This window comes from Yinghuangia seranimata, from assembly GCF_029953285.1.
Taxonomy (GTDB): Bacteria; Actinomycetota; Actinomycetes; order Streptomycetales; family Streptomycetaceae; genus Yinghuangia; species Yinghuangia seranimata.
This window is the reverse complement of the sequence record NZ_JASAOI010000029.1, coordinates 170,961-188,952: the sequence shown is the minus strand read 5'-3', so window position 1 is coordinate 188,952 and position 17,992 is coordinate 170,961. Positions and strand designations below refer to the sequence as shown.

Below are 17,992 nucleotides of genomic sequence, written 5' to 3'. Positions count from 1 at the left end.
CACTGGAAGGACGGAACGCTCCCAGAGGCACACCATGCACGACGCCCCAGCCATCGCGGTATCGGGCCTGACCAAGCGGTTCGGCGACGTCACGGCCCTCGGCGGCATCGACTTCGAGGTCCCCCAGGGCACCGTCTTCGGGCTGCTCGGGCCCAACGGGGCGGGCAAGACCACCGCCATCCGCATCCTCACCACGATCATCCGGCCGAGCTCGGGGCGTGCCGAGGTGCTCGGGCACGACGTCGCGGAGGAGCCCGCGACCGTCCGCAGGCTCATCGGCCTCGCCGGACAGAACGCCGCCGTCGACCCCAACCTGACCGCGCGCGAGAACCTGCGGCTCATCGGCAGGCTCACCCGGCTGCCCGCGCGACGCCTCGACCCGCGCGCGGCCGAACTGCTCGAACAGTTCGACCTCGTCGCGGCGGCGGACCGGCCCGTACGCACGTACTCGGGCGGCATGCGCCGCCGCCTCGACGTCGCCGCCGCCCTCGTCTCCGAACCGCCGGTCCTGTTCCTCGACGAGCCCACCACGGGGCTGGACCCGCAGAGCCGAGGTGCGCTGTGGGAGCTCATCCGCCAGCTGCTGCGCGAAGGCACCACAGTGCTGCTCACGACGCAGTACCTCGAGGAGGCCGACCGGCTCGCCAACCGCGTCGCGGTCATCGACGAAGGCCGCATCATCGCCGACGACGCGCCCGGAGTGCTCAAGGAACGCCTCGGCCAGACCGTCATCGAGCTCGACATGGGCGACGAGGCACGCGCCGCCGAAGCCGCCACGCTGATCACGACCCGGCTCCAGCGCGCTCCCGGCCGCGAAGGACCGCTGCTCAGGCTCGCCGCGCCGGACGGCTCGATGCTGCTGATGGACGTCATGCACGCACTGGAAGGCGACGGCATGGTGCCGCGGACGATCGCCGTGCGCGAGTCGAGCCTCGACGACGTGTTCCTGGCACTCACCGGACACCGGACGGAGGACACGCCATGAGCGAGCGAAGCGAGGTGCCCACATGACCGCCGTCGTGACCGCACCCACCGTCGTCGAACGCGTCTACGCCCCGATCCACGACGGCCTCGCCGTCGCCCACCGCAACCTGATCGCGCTGCGCCGCGTACCCCGGCTGCTGATCTTCTCGACCGTGCAGCCGCTCGTGTTCATCCTCATGTTCCGGTACGTCTTCGGCGGCGTGACCGGCCGCGCGCTGAACGGCATCTCCTACGTGGACTTCATGATGCCGGGCATCTTCGTGCAGGCCGCGGTCTTCGGCGCGATGAACACGGCCATCGGCCTGGCGACCGACATGCAGACCGGCCTGATGGAACGCTTCCGATCCCTCCCGATGGCCCGGTCGGCCGTCCTGTCGGGACGCACCCTCGCCGACCTCACGCGCAACGTGTTCGTCGTCTCCCTCATGACGGGCGTCGGATTCGCCCTCGGATTCCGGGTACACACCGACGCCTGGCGCTTCCTCGCAGGTGTAGTGCTCGTCCTCCTGTTCGGCTTCGCGATGTCGTGGATCTTCGCCACGATCGGCATGGCCGTCGGCGACCCGGAAACCGCCCAGGCGGCGGCCTTCCCGATGCTGGTGCCCTTGGTCTTCGCGTCATCCGCCTTCGTCCCGGTGGCCACGATGCCGGGCTGGCTCCAGGCCTTCGCCAACAACCAGCCCGTCTCGGCGACCGTCGAAGCAGTCCGCACCCTGGTCCTCGGCGGCCCCGCCGCGTCCCTCGTATGGCAGGCCCTCGCGTGGGACGCGGGAATCGTGGCCGTGTTCGCGCCGCTCGGCGTGTGGCTGTACCGCAGGGCCGTCTGAGCACCGTCAGTGCTTGACGCCGCTCGTCTGCGGGCTGTCATAGGAGGCCCCGACCTGGTCGGCCAACGCCACCGCCACCAGACGCGCCTGAAGCGTCGCGACGGCCCCTCGTGTCGGCAGCATCATGAAGCGACCGACGAACCGGTGCTTGTGGAAGACCCGCAGCTCCACCTCGTCCTCCGGCCAGCCCAGCGCGTCGACGTCCCACGCCTCGCGCCCGACCACCACGCTGCCGTCGCGCTCCAGCCGCGCCGGGCGCCCGAGCAACGTCCCGTACTCGAACCGGCACCCGCGCAGCCCGAGCACCGCGGTGAGCTCGTCCCTGACGTACATGGCGACCGCATCCGGCGACGACGCCGTCCGCGCAACGCGCGAAGCGTCCTGAACACGCTCGAGATAGCCGGCACTGGTGTTCGCGACAACCTTCAACATGCGCGCCCGAGCCGCCAGTTGCGACATCGTCAGCCCCACCACCAACAGCAGCAACGGTGTACTCGCCCACGCGACCCGGTCCCGCGACAACGTGCGAAGCATGGCGCACCTCCGATGCCGAACCCCGCTTCCTGTCTACCGCGCAGCTGCCCCGCCGTGATGCGGACGGACCCCTTCCTGACGCGTTCCTGACACCCTTTCGGCGGCCCCTCCGGGGTCAGGCGCGGGCGTATCGGTCGACGAACAACGCCGTCACGGGAGAAAGCCCGGCCGCTCCCGTCGTTCAAGGTCGCCTGTGGAACCGATCCGTGTGGGTCGGCGTCTGACCGTCGCTGACGTCGACGAGAGGATGCGCATGCGCACGAAACTCACGCCGCTCCGCCGCTCGGGGCTGCTCGCCGGGGTCCTTGTCCTGGCGGTGGCCTGCGGCGACGAGAGTTCGTCAGGCGCCTCGCGGCAGTGCACCGCGGTCGGCACCCTGGTCGGGATCACCCTGGACATCGCGCCGCCGTACGCCGACCAGATCGCGGGCGCCCACATGCGGACCTGCTGGGACGGCGCCTGCAAGGACGCAGACGTGATCCTCTCCCCGTCCAGCAGGACGGACCCTAAGGGCTGCACCGGCGAAATGTGTTCCGCCCAGGTCGTGTTCACCGGCGGAAAGAACGGCGCCGCGCCGGTCCCGGGGCTGCCCGGCACCCCCGTGCAGGTGACGCTGACCCTCACCCCCGCATCGGGCGGCGCACCGCTGGTCCGCGAACTCGCCGTCACCCCGACCGCCTCCTACCCCAACGGCAAGGACTGCGGCTCGGACGGCTTCCAAGGCCGCGTCGCCGTCGCCGCAGACGGCACAGCGACCGCCGTGCCCCTCGGCACCTGACCCGAGCCGTCGCCGTCCGCCACGCCGACGTCGTCAGCGCTGAGACTGGGAAGCCTTGTGCCCGGCCGGTTCGACGGCTTCGGGGACGATGAAGTCGCGGACGAGCTTGTCGGCGTCGCGGACCAGTGGGCGGATGAGTTTGTAGCGGGACAGGTTCATCACGCGGGCGACCATGGGTGTGGTGCGGCGGACGAAGTCGCGGGTTTTGGTGCTGTTGGGGGTGCGGTCGTAGACCCAGAACAGGACGATGCCCATCTGATGGAGCCACAGCAACTCGGGGAGTATCTCCGCCATTTCGGTGTCGAGCTTCATCGTCGACCCGGCCAGGACCTCGCGGTACAGGTCGACGACGGTCTGGCGGGCCGGGTAGGACTCGGCGGAGAACGGGCTGAGCGGGCTGTCGGGGTCGGCGGCGTTGCGGAAGAACTGGACGGCGAAGCCGTGGTACGGCTCCGCCACGTCCAGCCACGCGGTCAGCGCCGCCTGGAGCCGTTCGGGAAAGTCCGTGCGGCCGTGCATGGCCGCACGGGTCGCGGCGATGTGCTCCTGCGTGACGCGGTCGTAGAAGCCCTGGATCAGGTGCTCCTTCGACGCGAAGTAGTAGTACGCGTTGCCGACCGACACTCCCGCCTCGGCGGCGATGGCGCGCATCGTCGTCTTGTCGTAGCCGCGTTCCTGGAACAGGCGCATCGCGGTCTCCAGGATCAGGGACCGGGTCTGCTCGCTCTTGCTGGCCTTCGAGGCGGTCGGTGCGTCGTTCTCCACGCGTGGAACCTTAATCGTGAGGGCCGCAGTCGTCGCCGCAGTCTCCCGCCTCGCGGCGGGTCGCGGAGGAGATCTTGGCTGCGGCGACCACGGCGGCCTTGGCCACCGGCAGGCCGGCGGGGGTCGCGAGGCGGTAGGACATCGGGCGGTAGGCGTAGAGGGCCCACAGGCACATGATCCAGGCGTACGCCCCGGTGTAGACCTGGCCGGCGTCGCCGATGACGGTGACCTCGCGCAGGGTGCGGGCGTGGTCGAGCTCGGGGTAGCGGTTGCGGGCGCGGGCCGAGCCGGCGGAGATCAGGTCGATGGGGATCAGCTTGGGCTGGCGGGCGAGCCAGCCGCTGACGGCGACGCACAGCGGGCAGGCCGCGTCGTACAGGACGGTGATGCGCCGCAGGGACGGGACGCGTACGGGGGCGGTGGCGGACACGTAGGAGGCCTCACCCCGGTCGAGGCCTCCTACGCCGATCGCGGTGGCCATGACGTCACACGCCCACGGCCGGGCTGGTCCAGGCCTGAGGCGGGACCGGGGGAGTGGTGGTCATGCGTTCCTGCAGGGTGCGGCGGCGCAGCCGGTTGAGCACGAACACGTTGGCCAGGTGCAGCGCGCCGAGGACCAGCAGGACGGTGCCGACCTTGACGGACAGCGCCTCGAAGGACTCGCGGGCGGTGTCGACGCGGTCGCCGAGCTTGAGGTGCAGGGCGATGAAGCCGAAGTTGACGAGGTAGAAGCCGACGAGCAGCAGCTGGTTGACGGCGTGGGCGAGCTTGGTGTCGCCGTGCAGGACATCGACGAGGAAGAGCCTGCCGTTGTGGGCGAGCACGCGGCCGACCCACAGCGTCACGGAGAGGCTGATCAGCAGGTAGACGACGTATGTGACCACGGTGAGATCCATGGCGACCCCCTCTTTTGAACGCGTTCAGTTCGCGTAACCCTGACTCTAGACCCTCCTTTTGAACGCGTTCAAGTGGGGTGCGTCGGTTGGGTCGGGCGGGTGAATGTGAGGGAGATGGACTGACAGATATTGAAATCTGTCAGTCCATCGGGCATGCTGATCTCGTGCCCGGGACCTGTCGCCAGGCACCCGCGAAACCGTCGGCAGGGATCTTCGGAAGGATCGTTCTCATGGCTCCCATGGACACCCGCACCCTCAGCGCCGCCACCGGCTCCCGCGTCTCCGCGCTCGGTCTCGGCTGCATGGGCATGTCGGCGCTGTACGGCCCGGCGGACCGCGGCGAGAGCATCGCCACCATCCACGCGGCGCTCGACGCGGGCGTCGACCTGCTCGACACCGGCGACTTCTACGGCAGCGGCCACAACGAGCTGCTGATCGGCGAAGCGCTACGCGAGCGCGGCCGCGACGGCGTGCACCTCAGCGTCAAGTTCGGCGCGGTGCGCGACGCGGACGGCGCGTTCCTCGCCAACGACGGCCGGCCGGAGTCGGTCAAGAACTTCCTCGCCTACAGCCTCGTGCGGCTCGGCGTCGACCACATCGACACCTATCGCCTGGCGCGGCTCGACCCGAGCGTGCCGATCGAGGAGACCGTCGGCGCCATCGCCGAGGAGGTGAAGGCGGGGCGGGTGCGCCACCTCGGCCTGTCCGAGGTCGGCGCCGACACCATCCGCCGCGCGCACGCCGTGCACCCGATCAGCGATCTGCAGATCGAGTACTCGCTGATCTCCCGCGGCGTCGAGGCCGAGATCCTGCCGACCACGCGCGAGCTCGGCATCGGCGTCACGGCGTACGGCGTGCTTTCGCGCGGGCTGATCAGCGGCCACTGGCAGCGCTCCACCGCGCTGGCCGCCGGTGACTTCCGTGGCATGAGCCCGCGCTTCCAGGGCGACAACCTCGACCACAACCTGGCGCTCGTCGAGGCGCTGCGGGCGGTCGCCGAGGCCAAGGGCGTCAGCGTCGCGCAGATCGCCATCGCCTGGGTCCTCGGCCGCGGGGACGACATCGTGCCGCTGGTCGGCGCCCGCCGCCGCGACCGCCTCCAGGAGGCCCTCGGCGCCCTCGACGTGACGCTGTCCTCCGACGACCTCGCCGCGATAGAGCGCGCCGTGCCGGCGGGGGCCGCCGCCGGAGAGCGGTACGCTGCGGCGCAGATGGCGCACCTGGACAGCGAGAAGTGACGTCGGGCGGATGACCGCCGGGCGGTAGGAGACGAACACCGTGGCCGACGCACCCCTGACCTCCGAGCAGATCCTCGAGGCCGCCGAGGGCGTCCTGCGGCGGTACGGCCCGGCCAAGGCCACGGTCGTGGACGTCGCCCGCGCACTCGGCGTCAGTCACGGCACCGTCTACCGCCACTTCCCGAGCAAGGCCGCACTCCGCGAAGCCGTCACCCGCCGCTGGCTCGACCGCACCCACGCCACGCTGACGACGGTCGTGGCGTCCGAGTCACCCGCCGAGCAACGGCTGCGCGAATGGCTGGAGACCCTGTACGCGGCCAAGCGCTCCAAAGCCCTCGACGACCCCGAGCTCTTCGCCGCCTACTCCCAGCTCGTCGAACAGACCAGCAGCGCCGTCGAAGAACACCTCGCCGACCTCATCGCCCAACTGACCGGCATCATCCAGGACGGCATCGACGAAGGCGCGTTCGCGACCACCGACCCGGTTGTCGCAGCCGACGCCGTCTTCTCCGCCACCGCCCGCTTCCACGACCCCGTCTACGCCCGCTACTGGACCGACCCGGCGACCCAAACCACCTTCGAAAACGTCTGCGACCTCGTCCTCGCAGGCCTCGCACCACGGGTCTGACCCGCCACGTCCGCGAGCAGCTTCAAGGGCGCGGCGGTCAACCGTGCGGCGGGCCCCGCCGCGAGCTGGCCTGGGGGCGTCCGGCCGCGCCGCACGCCCCACGTCTCATGAGCGAACCGCGTCCTGCGACGTCAGTTGGCGCGCTCCACATAGAAGAAGATGTCGTACACCCCGTCGTTGCCCCGCAGTTGGATGGCCTGGCCGCCCAGTGCCGGGTTCGCGCCGAGGCGGAAGTAGCCGATGCGGTCGTCGCGGCCCGGGTCGCGGTCCCACGCTTCGACGGTCAGCGTGTGGTCCGAGTCGTAGTAGAACGTCGGCAGTGACACGCCGATGTTCTGCGGGCTGTTCTCCGGAACGTCGTGCGGGCCCCACACCGTGGCGCCGTTCACCTTGATGTAGGCCTCGTCGTAGGAGTTGTTGTCCTGCGTCGCCTCGATGGTGAGCCAGCTGAGATGGACGGCGTACACCGTCGGCGCGGCGTGCGCGGTGCCGGCCGACCCGGCGAGCAGGCTCGCGGTGGCGGCGGCGGACAGGGCTGCGCCGAGCAGCGCGCGGCGGATCCTTCGAGGCATGGGGCAACTCCTGGTCGTCGGGGGTGCGTTCGGCGGACGGCAGGAGGGATGCCGCCGCGCGCGATCGCCTCCGACTGTCCCGTGCCGGACGTCCCGACGTCCTGAGCCAGACATCCCGGCCGCGGCCCGGGACGTCCGTCCCGGCGGGAGGTGACGCGATTGCGCCATGCCGCATCCGGCGTTAACGCAGGTGCGTTATCCGGCCCTTGATTGATTAACGCGTGTGCGTTATTTTTCGCGGCATGGAGATCGAGGCATCGGTCGGCGACCGCGCACGGCTTCGGCTGATGACCGCAGCCGAGCGGCTGTTCGCCGCTCGTGGCATCAACGGGGTCTCGGCGCGCGAGATCGCCGCCGCGGCGGGGCAGCGCAACACCAACGCGGTGAAGTACCACTTCGGTTCGGTGCAATCCCTCGTGGAGGCGTTGTTCGAGCACCGCATGCGTGAGGTGAACGCGCGCCGCATCGAACTGATCGCGGTGTACGACGGCGAGGGCAGGAGCGCCGACCCGCGCGCCGTGGCCGAGGCGTTCGCCCGCCCCCTGGTGGAACTCATGGACCGGCTGCGCGCCGGGGAGGACGGGGGCAGCTGGTACCTGCGCTTCTGCGTGCAGGCCGCGTACACCGTGCACCCCGAGGTCACCACCCTCGGACCCGACGACCTCGGGCGCACGCCGTGGACCACCGGTCTGAAGGCGCTGACCGAGCGCGCGGTAGAGGTTGCCGGTGGCGTGGTGCCCGCACGCATCGCCCATCGTCGCTGGGAGCAGTTCACCGGGTTCGCGACCCACGAGCTGGCCGGTCGTGAGCAGCGCCTGGAGCTCGATCCCACCCACACGCCCGATCCGAGCGCGCTGTTTCTCGCGGACCTGGTGGACGCCGGTGCGGGGCTGCTCATGGCACCCGCACACCCGTCCACGCTCGCGCTCGCCCCCGAGGCGGCTCCGTCCGCATAGCCGCCGCCTCCCGCCGAACCGGTCGACGAAACCGGGACGGCGCCCGTGCCGAAGAGTCCGGAGGCTTTGATGACCAGCATGCCCCTAGCCACGCCGGGAACCAGGAGTGCGCCCAGCACGCACCAAGTCCCGTCCTCGCGACCGGTGTTCGACAACGGCGTGTCCGCCGTGCCCGTGCGCGAGCTCAGCCCCACCGGCGACTACGAACCACCTGCGCCGTACCAGCTGATCGACGTCGCACCGTGCACCCCGGCCATCGGTGCCGAGATCACCGGCGTCGACCTGGCACAGCCGCTCGGCGACGCGTTGCTCGCCGAACTGCACCGCGCCCTGCTGGAGTGGAAGGTGCTGTTCTTCCGCGATCAGTCCCTCACCGCACCGGAACACCGCGACCTCGCCCGCAACTGGGGCACCCCGGAGGTCCACCCCTTCCTGCCCAAGGTCGACGGCATCCCCGAAGTCGTGCGGCTCGCACGCGGCGCGGACTCCCCGGCGGTCGAGAACGTCTGGCACTCCGACGCCTCCTTCGAAACCACCCCGCCCATGGGCTCGATCCTGCGCGCCGTTCAGGTACCCGCCGTCGGCGGCGACACCCTGTGGGCGGACATGGCCGCCGCCTACGACGGGCTGACCGACGATATGAAGCAGCGTCTGAACGGGCTGAACGCCGTCCACGACTTCACCCAGAGCTTCGGTGCCACCCTCGGCCCCGACGAACTCGCCGCCGCCCAGAAGGCGTTCCCCGCCGTCACGCACCCGGTGGTGCGCACCCACCCGGAGACCGGCCGCAAACTGCTTTACGTCAACCGCATCTTCACCCACCACATCGACGGCCTGCCCGAAGACGAGAGCCGCGAACTGCTGGCCTTCCTCTACGACCAGGCCCGCCACCCCGAGTACCAGTGCAGGCTGCGCTGGCGCCCGGGCACCGTCGCCTTCTGGGACAACCGCGCCACGCAGCACTACGCCAGTGCCGACTACTACCCCCACACCAGGATCATGGAACGCGTCACCATCCTCGGCGACCGCCCCTTCTAGACCGCGCGAGCTCGCCGGACGCCTCCTCTCCGGAACACGCCGCCCTGGCAGGGTGACGCTCGGCCGCAGGCGGTGCGGCCGAGGCGGAGGTCGGCCGCGCCGCCTGCGGCCTTGAGGCCTACGCGCAGGGCAACACCGTCGAACGCTGCATCAACCGGTTGAACCAATGGCGCGGCCCGGCCGCCCGCTACGACACGAAAAACGCCACGATCTACCGTGCGGGCCTCGGCGTCTCCGGTATTCAGGTCATCTCCGCCGTTCACATCTGGGGCGCCGCGGTGGTCCGGAAGAAGGCGCCTAGGGCAGGTCCCGGCGCGTCAGGTCGGCGTAGGTTTCGCGGCGTACCACGGCGCGGTGGGCGCCGTCGCGGACGAAGACCACCGGCGGACGGCGGGCGCCGTTGTAGTTGTTGCTCAGGGCGTAGGTGTACGCGCCGGTGACAGGTACGGCGATCAGGTCCCCGACGCGCGGGTCCGCGAGCGGGACGTCGGCGCTGAGGGTGTCGCCGGACTCGCAGTGCCGGCCCACCAGGCGGCACAGCTCGCCCCCGCCCGTCGGGCGGTCGGCGACGGCGGCCTCGAAGCGCTGCTGGTAGAGGGAGACTTCGAGGTTGTCGCCCATGCCGCCGTCGACGGCGACGAAGGTGTGGCCTTCGCCGCGCTTGACGGAGACGACCCGGTACAACGAGACGCCGGACTCGGCGACCATGGAGCGGCCCGGCTCGATGAGGATGCGGGCGTCGGCGGGCAGCAGGCGTCGGGCGACGTCGGTGAGGGCGTCGAGGTACGCCTCCACCGTGGGCGGCCGGTCGGCGTAGGTGTAGCGGGAGCCGAGGCCGCCGCCCAGGTCGTAGACGGCGAACTCGCCGAGTTCGGCGACGGCTTCGACGGCCTGCGCGAAGGGTGCGAGGTCCAGGATCTGCGACCCGACGTGCACGTGGACGCCGTCCAGCCGCAGCCGGTCGCTGCCGCGCAGGCGCGCGATCGCCGCCCGGGCCTGTGGCAGGGGCAGGCCGAACTTGGAGCCGTTCTGGCCGGTGGACACGGCCTCGTGGGTGTCGGGGCGGATGCCGGGGGTGAGCCGGACCAGTACTCCCTGTTCCGTTGCGGTGCCGGCGAGGATCTTCTCCAGCCGGTCGATGTCGTCGAAGTTGTCGATGACGACCGTCCCGGCGCCCGCGTCGACGGCGAGGCGCAGTTCCTCCTCGGTCTTGGCGTTGCCGTGGACGACCAGGCCGGCCGGGTCCGCGCCCGCGGCGAGGGCGAGGGTCAGCTCGCCGCCGCCGGCCACGTCGATGCCGATGCCCTCCTGCGCGAGCAGCCGGATGACGGCGGTGCAGGGGAACGCCTTGGAGGCGAAGACGACGCGGGAGTTCGGCCAACGGGCGGCCAGGCCGTCGGCGTACCGTCGGGCGCGGGCGCGGACCGACGCTTCGTCGAGGATCAGCGCGGGGGTGCCGTAGGACTCGGCGAGTTCGGCCGCCGGCACGCCGCCGATCACCAGTCCGCCGCTCGCGTCCCGCGTGGTCCCGGGCGGGAACAGCCCCAGCAGATCCCGGCCTGCCTGCGTCTGCGTCGCTGCCATCCGTGCTCCTTGTGCCTGTGATCCGTCTTGCTCTGGTGCCATGCTCGCGCTCCGCCCGCTCCGGATCATCGTTGACATCGTCAATACGGGTCTCCGAGACTTGACGCCCACAACAGTCCGTCGAGTCGGGAGTGCACCATGCGGAAGGCCGGCGCCCGGGGGAACCTGCCTGTCCGTCAGCTCGTGGAGAACATCGGCCCGGCGCTGCTGCGCCTCGTCCAGGAGGGGACCGGCGACGGCGGGCCGCTCACCGACGTCGCCATCCATGCCCCGGGTGCGCCGACACGGCTCGGACCCGGGTGCGTGGTCCTGGGGGTCGGCGTGAGCACCGAGGCCGAGCTGCGCGAGCTGACCGCGGCCATGCGGCAGGCCGGCGCGGAGGTGCTCGCGGTGAAGGCCCCGGTGCCGCCGTCGGCCGACGACGCGCCGGCGATCATCGAGGTCAACCAGGACGCGTCCTGGATGCACGTGGCCACGACCGTGCGCGAGCAGCTGCTCGCGGACGCGAGGACGCGCGTGCGCTCGGCCGACAGCGGCGCGGAGCTGTTCGCCCTGGCGAACGCCGTCTACGAGGCGGTCGGCGCCCCCGTCACCATCGAGGACCGCTTCTCCGCGCTGGTCGCCTGGTCGCAGGGGCAGGACCGGACCGACTCCGAGCGGATCGAGACCATCTTGGGGCGGGCCGTGCACCAGCGCACGCTCGCCGAACAGCGCGAGCGCCAGGAGTTCGAGCGGCTCCATGCCAGCACCGAGCCGGTGTACATGGAGCCGACCGGGCCGGATCAGCTGGCAAGGGTGGCCATCGCGGTCCGGGCCGGTTCGGACGTCCTCGGCTACATATGGGCCGCCGTCACCGGGCCGCTCGACGAGGCGGCCACGGCCCGGCTGCGCGAATTCGCGCCCGTGGTCGCACTGCAACTGGTGGGTCTGCGCACGGAGACCAGCTACGCCCGCCGCCAGCGCGGCGAGCTGGCCGCCGCCGTACTCGGCGGGGCGGCCGACCCGGTGGAGGCGAGCCGGCTGCAACTGGGCTCCGGCCCGGTCTGCGTCCTGGCCGCGGCCCCGCGGCTGGCCGGGGGCACGGGCTCCGACGCGCTGGACGCCGCCGGGCTGCGCCGGTTCGCGGACACGCTGGAGTACTTCCTGGCGGCCGTGCACCCGCGTTCAGCCGTGGTGGCGGGCACCGGAGTCGTGTACGTCCTGGCCGCCTGGCCGGCGGAACACGCCACGGCCCTGGAGTCGGCCGTCGCCCTCGCCCGCGACTTCCTCGCGCGGACCCCACTGGCCGGTGACTACGTGGTCGCCGTCGGCGGCCCGGCCGAATCGATGGGCCGGATCGCCGACGTGCGGGCGCAGGCCGACGCCGCGTTGCGGGCGCTGCGGCATCCGGCCGTCCGCGGACCGGTCGTGCGCACCGTCGAGGACATGGCGCTGGCGGTACTGCTGCTGCACCTCGCCGACGCGACCGAGTCGCTCGGCCTGCCGGACTCCGGCGGCGCGCTGCACCGGCTGCGCCGGGAAGAGGGCCAGGACGGTCCGCTGGCGGCGACGCTGGCCGCCTATCTCGCCGCCGCGGGAGCCACCGACACCGCCGCGAAGGCCCTGCACATACACCCCAACACCATGCGCTACCGGCTGCGCCGTATCCGCGAGGTCTCCGGGCTGGACTTCGCCGATGCCGACGCCATGCTGCTCGCGCACCTCCAACTCCGGGTGCGCGAGCTGCGGACGAGCGCTTCTCAGAGCTCCGGCTGATCCCGGAACGAGCGCGTGTAACGGCACCCGTCCACGTCGACCCAGAGCACCGCGCCGTCCAGGGCGGGTCCGGGCGTCAGGCGCTCCGGCAGCCGGGGGTCGGCTCCGATGCGGAACGTCCCGTCGTCGAGCGGAACGAGTTCCGGTTCGTCGCAGGGCGCTTCCACGCCGGTCGCGGCGGTCATGTGCAGGCGTCCCGCCCGCTGCACGATGCCGAATCCGGGGTACCAGGGGGTGTAGCTCCGGTAGTGACCCGCGAGTGCGTGCGGTGGGGCGGTCGGCGCGGAGGGGCCGGGGCCCAGTGACTCGGGTCCGTAGAGCCAGCGTCCGTCCCAGGAGTGGTGGTAGGCGGACCACCCCGGGTGATCGCACACCAGCCGCCCGTCCCCCGTGTCGTACAGCCTGCCGGTCACCCCCTCCGAGGTGAGCGAGAGACGGCCGTCCCCCGCGGACTCGACGCGGATTCGGCGCGGCGCCGTTCCGTGGATCCCGACGTAGCGCCGGGCGTCGGGGATCCGCTCCGGGTCGAACAGCGCCGGGTCCGGCGGGGCGCCCTGGACCACGGCGAGCACATGACGGGCGAAGCGGTCGATGATCTGGCACTCGCCGGGCGCGTTGGTCAGCACGGCGACACCGTGCCCGCCGTCGATGTCGACGGCGAGGTACGAGCGGTATCCGACCATCCCGCCGGCGTGCGTCAGCCAGGTGCGGCCGTCGACCGCTTCCACGTCCACGCCGCACGCGTAGCCGGAACCGGCCGTGTCGTCAGGCACCGTGATGAGCTGTCGGAAACGCTCCGGTCCGATGATCCTGGTGCCGTCCAGGGTGCCCCGGCCCAGCAGCATGCGGGCGAACAGGCCCAGGTCGGAAGCGGTCGCCAGCACGTTCCCGTCGGCCGACGAGTACTCGAAGAAGCCGGCCGGCGCGAGTGGGGCCGACGGCAGTGGCGGGCGGTCGTCGCGCAGGAACCGGTACCCGGTGGCGAGTTCGGCGATGTCCTCGTGAACGATCCGCGCCGCCGACTCGCGCATGCCCAGGGGCCGCAGCAGCCGTTCGGCCATGGCGTCCGCCAGCGACTGCCCCGTCATCTGCTCGACGATCAGCCCCAGCAGGTTGTAGCCCTCGTTGGAGTAGTGGAACAGCTCACCCGGTTCGGCCCAGGTCCTCGCGTCGCGCAGCGCGTAGCCGCGTGCGGCGGCGTCGGGCAGCGCGTCGGCCCCGGCCACCAGGCCGGAGGTGTGCTGCAGGAGGTGCCGGACGGTGATCGCGCGGGAGCCGCCGTTCGGGGCGAACCAGGGCAGGTGGTCGGCGACCGCCGCGTCGAGGTCCACCTTCCCCTCGTCCGCCAGGATGCCGAGCAGGAAGGCGGTGAAGGTCTTGCTGACGGAACCGATCTCGAAGCGTGTGCCGCGCGAGACCGGCGCCCCGGACTCCGCGTTCGCGAATCCCGCGGCGACGAACGCGGACTCGCCGGCCCCGTCGACGACGCTGATCGAGACTCCCGGCACCGGCCACCAGGTCCGCAGCTGCTCCGCAAGCTCCGAGAGCACCCGTTGCACATCCATCAGACGCCCGCCTTCCGCGCAGCGAATCCCGCGAAACGGTCCGGACCCAGCTCGAGTTGGGAGGAGTCGATCTCGGCGTCCGGCCGACCGCCTTTGACGAACCGTCGGCACAGTGGGTAGAGCAGCACGGCCAGCAGCGCCACCGCGACACTCGTGACGAACGTCGCGCGCTCGTTGACCGCCGTACTCCATGCCAGGTACCCGATCATCGCGGTGGGCAGCGCGACGACCAGGACCGCGCCCGGCCAGCCGCCGGGGACCCGAACCGGCCGGAGCATCTGCGGATACCTCCAGCGCAGGACCAGGAAGGCCGCGAACTCCAGCAGGATCGAGGCCAGCGTGAGCAACACCGTGGCCCGCAGGATCGAGCTGAAGTCGACGGCGGACAGCACGATGACGATGGTGGTGCTCGCCATCAGCGCGCCCACCGGCGTGTCGAACCGCTTGCTGTCCCGCGCCATCCAGCGCGGCAGGTACGCGTCCGCGGCGAGTGCTCGCGGGACCCGGGTGCTCGTCAGCAGGATCGCCATGAACAGCCCCACGAGGGAGAGCCCCGACCCCACGGAGATCAGCACCTTCAGCCAGACTCCGCCCAGCATGTCGCCGACCACGACGAAGTCGCCCTGGATCCAGTCGGCGGACGAGTCCTGGTGCAGCCCGCTGCCGACGGCGGCGATGGTGGGCAGCAGGTACGCGGTGATGATCAGCGGAACCGAGATGAGCAGGGCCCGGGTGTAGGTGCGGTGCGCGTCGGCGACCTCGCCCAGCACGGTGCTCGGGCCGTCGAAGCCGAGGTAGAGCCACACGATCACGCTGAGCGCGCCGGCCACCGACGAACTGACGCTCTGATCCGGCACCACGAAGGGCGAGAGCACATTGATCCCGTTCGCGACCGCGTGCCAGATGCCGAGGCCCGTCAGCACCGCGAACGGTGCGAGGATCACCAGCATCATCCCGAGCGAGTATTCGCTGACCGCCTTGGAGCCGCGGTAGTTGAGGTATGCCATCGGGAGGATGAAGGCGACGGTGACGACCCAGTGCAGGTCCACGACGAAACCGCCGTGGAACAGGTCCACGAGCACCGGGCCCTCGCCGCGGGCGATGTCCGGAATCCACGTGGCCAGGTAGTCGACCAGCAGGATCGGGTAGAGGGCGAGGTTGAGCACCGCCCCGATCGAGTTCCAGGCCCCGAACACGAATGCCGCGCCTCTGCCGAGCGCGATCTTCGTCCAGTAGTAGTAGCCGCCGTCGACGGGTATCGCGGCACTCAGCTCCGCCGCCACCAGCGCGTTCGGCACGCCGAAGACCACCGGCACCAGGACGATCATCAGCAGGGTCATGCCCGGACCGGCGCTGGAGAGCGAGTTCTCGAGCCCGAAGGGGCCTCCGGACACCGTGAAGAAGAAGATTCCGACCAGGGGCAGCACGCCGAGCGTGCGTCTGCTTACCCCGGGCGCCGGCCGCGTGATTTCCGACGGGATCAGTTCGCTCATCCTGGGCTCCACTCCCCATTCGCGCTTGGTCGGCACAACGTACGGGGCGGCACCGGAGCCGTCCTCGTCGCGCACGTCAAAGCCGAGGCCCGTCGGTTGACGCCGCCACCAACACCGGGCCGATCCACCCGGACCGGTTGTCAGCGGGTACCGGCAGGATGCGGGGCATGGAAAACGCACCCTCTGTTGTCCTGGCCGATCGCGCCGCGTACCTCGACGCCGTCGAGGAGGTCCGCGCCGCCGCTGCCGCCTACTACGGCGACGGGACGTCGGCGCTGGACGACGACACCTTCGACCGGCTGATGCGCGGGATCGCCGCGTACGAGGCGGCGCGTCCCGAGGACGCGGTGGAGCAGTCGCCGACCGCGCTGGTCGCCGCGGGGGCGGTCGAGGGCGGGGATGTCGTCCACTCGGTGCCGATGCTGAGCCTGGACAACGTGTTCGGCCAGGAGGACCTGGAGCGCTGGGGCACGGGGCTGGCCAGGCGGCTGGGTGGGGAGCCGCGTGGGTTCCACGTCGGGCCGAAGATCGACGGGCTGGCGGTCGCGGCGTACTACACCGGCGGCAAGCTCGTCCGGCTGGTCACGCGCGGCAACGGGACGACCGGCGAGGACGTCTCGCACGCCATCGGCACGGTCGACGGCCTGCCCGAGGTGCTCGCCGCGCCGGTGAGTGTCGAGGTCCGCGGCGAAATCGTCCTGACGAACGACCAGTTCGAGGAGGCGAACCGGATCCGGGCCGAGTACGGCGAGCCGGTGTTCTCCAACCCTCGGAATGCCGCTGCCGGTTCGCTGCGGGCGACGGGTCGTGCGTACACGATTCCGTTGTCCTGCTACGCGTACACGCTGCTGCCGGCCGCCGACGGCGACGACACTGCCGACGAGCGCGGGTTCGCGGAGCGCACGCACTCCGCGCTGATGGACACGCTCGGCGCGCTGGGCGTGCGGACCGTGGCGGACACGCCGGTCGGCGCGCGCACTGTGGCGACCCTCGGCGAGGCGCTCGCCTACATCGAGACGGTCGCCGCGCGGCGCGACGCGCTGCCGCTGGGGATCGACGGCGTCGTCATCAAGGCGGACCACCCCGACGACCAGCGGACCGCCGGGACCGGTTCGCGCGCGCCGCGGTGGGCCGTGGCGTACAAGTTCCCGGCCGTGGAGAAGACCACCCGGATCGTGGACGTCACCTGGGCGACCGGCCGGACCGGGTTCCTGGCGCCGCGGGCGCAGCTGGAGCCGGTCGAAATCGCTGGCGTGACCGTGGCGTTCGCGACGCTGCACAGCCCCGGCATGATCGGCAAGCTGGACCTGCGGATCGGCGACACCGTCACGGTACGGCGCGCGGGCGACGTGATCCCGTACGTCGTCGGCCCCGTCGTCGCGGCGCGGACCGGTGCCGAGACCCCGATCGCGCTGCCTGAGAAGTGCCCCGGCTGCGGCGGGGAGATCGACAGCAGCCAGGAGCGGTGGCGGTGCGTGCAGGGCCGGGCGTGCGACCTGTCGCGTTCGGTGGAGTACGCGGTGGGGCGCGACCAGCTCGACATCGAGGGCCTCGGCCCGAAGATCGTGGTGCGGCTGGTCGCCGACGGGGCGGTCGCGGACATCGCCGACCTGTTCACGCTCACCCGCGAGCAGCTGGTCGCGGCGACCGGCAGCGAGAAGAACAGCGACAAGATCCTGGCCAACATCCTTGCGGCGAAGGAGCGTCCGCTCAGCCGGGTGTTCTGCGCGCTCGGCGTCCGCGGCACCGGCCGCAGCATGTCCCGGCGTATCGCACGGCACTTCGGCACCATGGCCGCGATCGTGGACGCGGACGCCGCCGCGCTCCAGGAGGTCGACGGCATCGGCCCGGAGAAGGCCGCCATGCTGCTGGCCGAACTCGCCGAACTGGCGCCGGTGATCGCCAAGCTCAAGGCCGCAGGCGTCGACAAGGACGAACCCCGGGTCGCCGCCGTCGGACAGTCCGCCGACGCCGTGGACGGCGAACCTGGCGAGGAACTCCCGCTGGCGGGAATGACCGTCGTCGCCACCGGCAGCATGACCGGTCCGCTCGCCGCGCTTTCGCGTACCGCGGTCAACGAGCTGATCGAACGCGCGGGCGGCCGTGCGGGATCCAGTGTGTCGAAGTCCACGACCCTGCTCGTCGCCGGCGCGAACGCCGGGTCGAAGAAGGCCAAGGCCGAGTCGCTGGGCGTCCGGGTCGTCACCCCGGAGGAGTTCGGCGAGACGGTCGCGGCCTATCTGCCCTGACCGGGCCGGGAGTTGCTTCCTGGAGGCCAGGTCGGCGGTCAGTCTGACGGAAGTACCGCCGCCGGGAAAGCGACGCGCCGCCGTGACGCGATGTCACGGCGGCGCACGCGTGCCCGGCTGCCTACCGGGC

17 protein-coding genes are annotated in these 17,992 nt (G+C 71.4%); 9 read left to right on the top strand and 8 right to left on the bottom strand.

Going from position 1 to position 17,992, the window contains the following annotated elements; all coding sequences use genetic code 11:
- Positions 1–34: 34 nt before the first annotated feature.
- Together QI554_RS20075 and QI554_RS20070 are read left to right on the top strand one after the other, a co-directional pair.
- Positions 35–985, top strand: a complete 951-nt coding sequence (locus QI554_RS20075; protein WP_281471514.1) for an ATP-binding cassette domain-containing protein — start codon at positions 35–37, stop codon at positions 983–985.
- A 22-nt stretch (positions 986–1,007) separates the two neighbouring features.
- Positions 1,008–1,811: an ABC transporter permease gene (locus tag QI554_RS20070; protein WP_281471513.1), complete on the top strand. Its 804-nt coding sequence runs from the start codon at positions 1,008–1,010 to the stop codon at positions 1,809–1,811.
- Positions 1,812–1,817: 6 nt separating this feature from the next.
- On the opposite strand, the gene QI554_RS20065 is transcribed toward QI554_RS20070, so the two are convergent.
- Positions 1,818–2,345 (bottom strand): hypothetical protein, encoded by a 528-nt coding sequence (locus QI554_RS20065; protein ID WP_281471512.1) that lies wholly within the window; start codon positions 2,343–2,345, stop codon positions 1,818–1,820.
- 253 nt (positions 2,346–2,598) lie between these two features.
- Between QI554_RS20065 and QI554_RS20060 the strand changes: the two genes are divergently transcribed.
- Positions 2,599–3,123: a hypothetical protein gene (locus QI554_RS20060; RefSeq protein WP_281471511.1), complete on the top strand. Its 525-nt coding sequence runs from the start codon at positions 2,599–2,601 to the stop codon at positions 3,121–3,123.
- Positions 3,124–3,156: 33 nt separating this feature from the next.
- Here QI554_RS20060 and QI554_RS20055 read toward each other — a convergent pair whose 3' ends face one another.
- The 3 genes from QI554_RS20055 to QI554_RS20045 are packed head-to-tail and all read right to left on the bottom strand — an operon-like array spanning position 3,157 to position 4,784.
- Positions 3,157–3,888: a TetR/AcrR family transcriptional regulator gene (locus QI554_RS20055; RefSeq protein WP_281471510.1), complete on the bottom strand. Its 732-nt coding sequence runs from the start codon at positions 3,886–3,888 to the stop codon at positions 3,157–3,159.
- Between the two features lie 10 nt (positions 3,889–3,898).
- On the bottom strand, positions 3,899–4,369 hold the full coding sequence (locus QI554_RS20050) for a thiol-disulfide oxidoreductase DCC family protein (RefSeq protein ID WP_281471509.1): 471 nt from the start codon (positions 4,367–4,369) through the stop codon (positions 3,899–3,901).
- A gap of 4 nt (positions 4,370–4,373) precedes the next feature.
- A complete protein-coding gene (locus QI554_RS20045; RefSeq protein WP_281471508.1) occupies positions 4,374–4,784 on the bottom strand; it encodes a hypothetical protein in 411 nt (136 codons plus the stop codon).
- Positions 4,785–5,023: 239 nt separating this feature from the next.
- On the opposite strand from QI554_RS20045, the gene QI554_RS20040 reads away from it, so the two are divergent.
- Positions 5,024–6,022: an aldo/keto reductase gene (locus QI554_RS20040; protein WP_281471593.1), complete on the top strand. Its 999-nt coding sequence runs from the start codon at positions 5,024–5,026 to the stop codon at positions 6,020–6,022.
- Between the two features lie 40 nt (positions 6,023–6,062).
- On the top strand, positions 6,063–6,650 hold the full coding sequence (locus QI554_RS20035; RefSeq protein WP_281471507.1) for a TetR/AcrR family transcriptional regulator: 588 nt from the start codon (positions 6,063–6,065) through the stop codon (positions 6,648–6,650).
- 131 nt (positions 6,651–6,781) lie between these two features.
- On the opposite strand, the gene QI554_RS20030 is transcribed toward QI554_RS20035, so the two are convergent.
- A complete protein-coding gene (locus tag QI554_RS20030) occupies positions 6,782–7,222 on the bottom strand; it encodes a hypothetical protein (RefSeq protein ID WP_281471506.1) in 441 nt (146 codons plus the stop codon).
- A 242-nt stretch (positions 7,223–7,464) separates the two neighbouring features.
- Here QI554_RS20030 and QI554_RS20025 point away from each other — a divergent pair, with 242 nt between their 5' ends.
- Positions 7,465–8,178, top strand: a complete 714-nt coding sequence (locus QI554_RS20025; protein WP_281471505.1) for a TetR/AcrR family transcriptional regulator — start codon at positions 7,465–7,467, stop codon at positions 8,176–8,178.
- 69 nt (positions 8,179–8,247) lie between these two features.
- On the top strand, positions 8,248–9,216 hold the full coding sequence (locus QI554_RS20020; protein ID WP_281471504.1) for a TauD/TfdA dioxygenase family protein: 969 nt from the start codon (positions 8,248–8,250) through the stop codon (positions 9,214–9,216).
- 297 nt (positions 9,217–9,513) lie between these two features.
- Here the strand turns inward: QI554_RS20020 and lysA are convergent, their stop codons facing one another.
- Positions 9,514–10,800, bottom strand: coding sequence for a diaminopimelate decarboxylase (gene lysA / locus QI554_RS20015; protein ID WP_281471503.1), 1,287 nt, complete (start codon positions 10,798–10,800; stop codon positions 9,514–9,516).
- 138 nt (positions 10,801–10,938) lie between these two features.
- Between lysA and QI554_RS20010 the strand changes: the two genes are divergently transcribed.
- Positions 10,939–12,555 carry a helix-turn-helix domain-containing protein gene (locus tag QI554_RS20010; RefSeq protein WP_281471502.1) on the top strand — a complete coding sequence of 539 codons (1,617 nt, stop codon included), beginning with the start codon at positions 10,939–10,941 and terminating at the stop codon, positions 12,553–12,555.
- Here the strand turns inward: QI554_RS20010 and QI554_RS20005 are convergent.
- Together QI554_RS20005 and QI554_RS20000 are read right to left on the bottom strand one after the other, a co-directional pair.
- On the bottom strand, positions 12,540–14,120 hold the full coding sequence (locus QI554_RS20005) for a serine hydrolase domain-containing protein (RefSeq protein ID WP_281471501.1): 1,581 nt from the start codon (positions 14,118–14,120) through the stop codon (positions 12,540–12,542). The genes QI554_RS20010 and QI554_RS20005 overlap by 16 nt on opposite strands.
- Positions 14,120–15,613 carry an APC family permease gene (locus tag QI554_RS20000; RefSeq protein WP_281471500.1) on the bottom strand — a complete coding sequence of 498 codons (1,494 nt, stop codon included), beginning with the start codon at positions 15,611–15,613 and terminating at the stop codon, positions 14,120–14,122. Before QI554_RS20000 ends, QI554_RS20005 begins: the two co-directional genes overlap by 1 nt.
- 158 nt (positions 15,614–15,771) lie before the next feature.
- Between QI554_RS20000 and ligA the strand changes: the two genes are divergently transcribed.
- Positions 15,772–17,862, top strand: a complete 2,091-nt coding sequence (ligA, locus tag QI554_RS19995) for an NAD-dependent DNA ligase LigA (protein WP_281471499.1) — start codon at positions 15,772–15,774, stop codon at positions 17,860–17,862.
- The last annotated feature ends 130 nt before the right edge of the window (positions 17,863–17,992 follow it).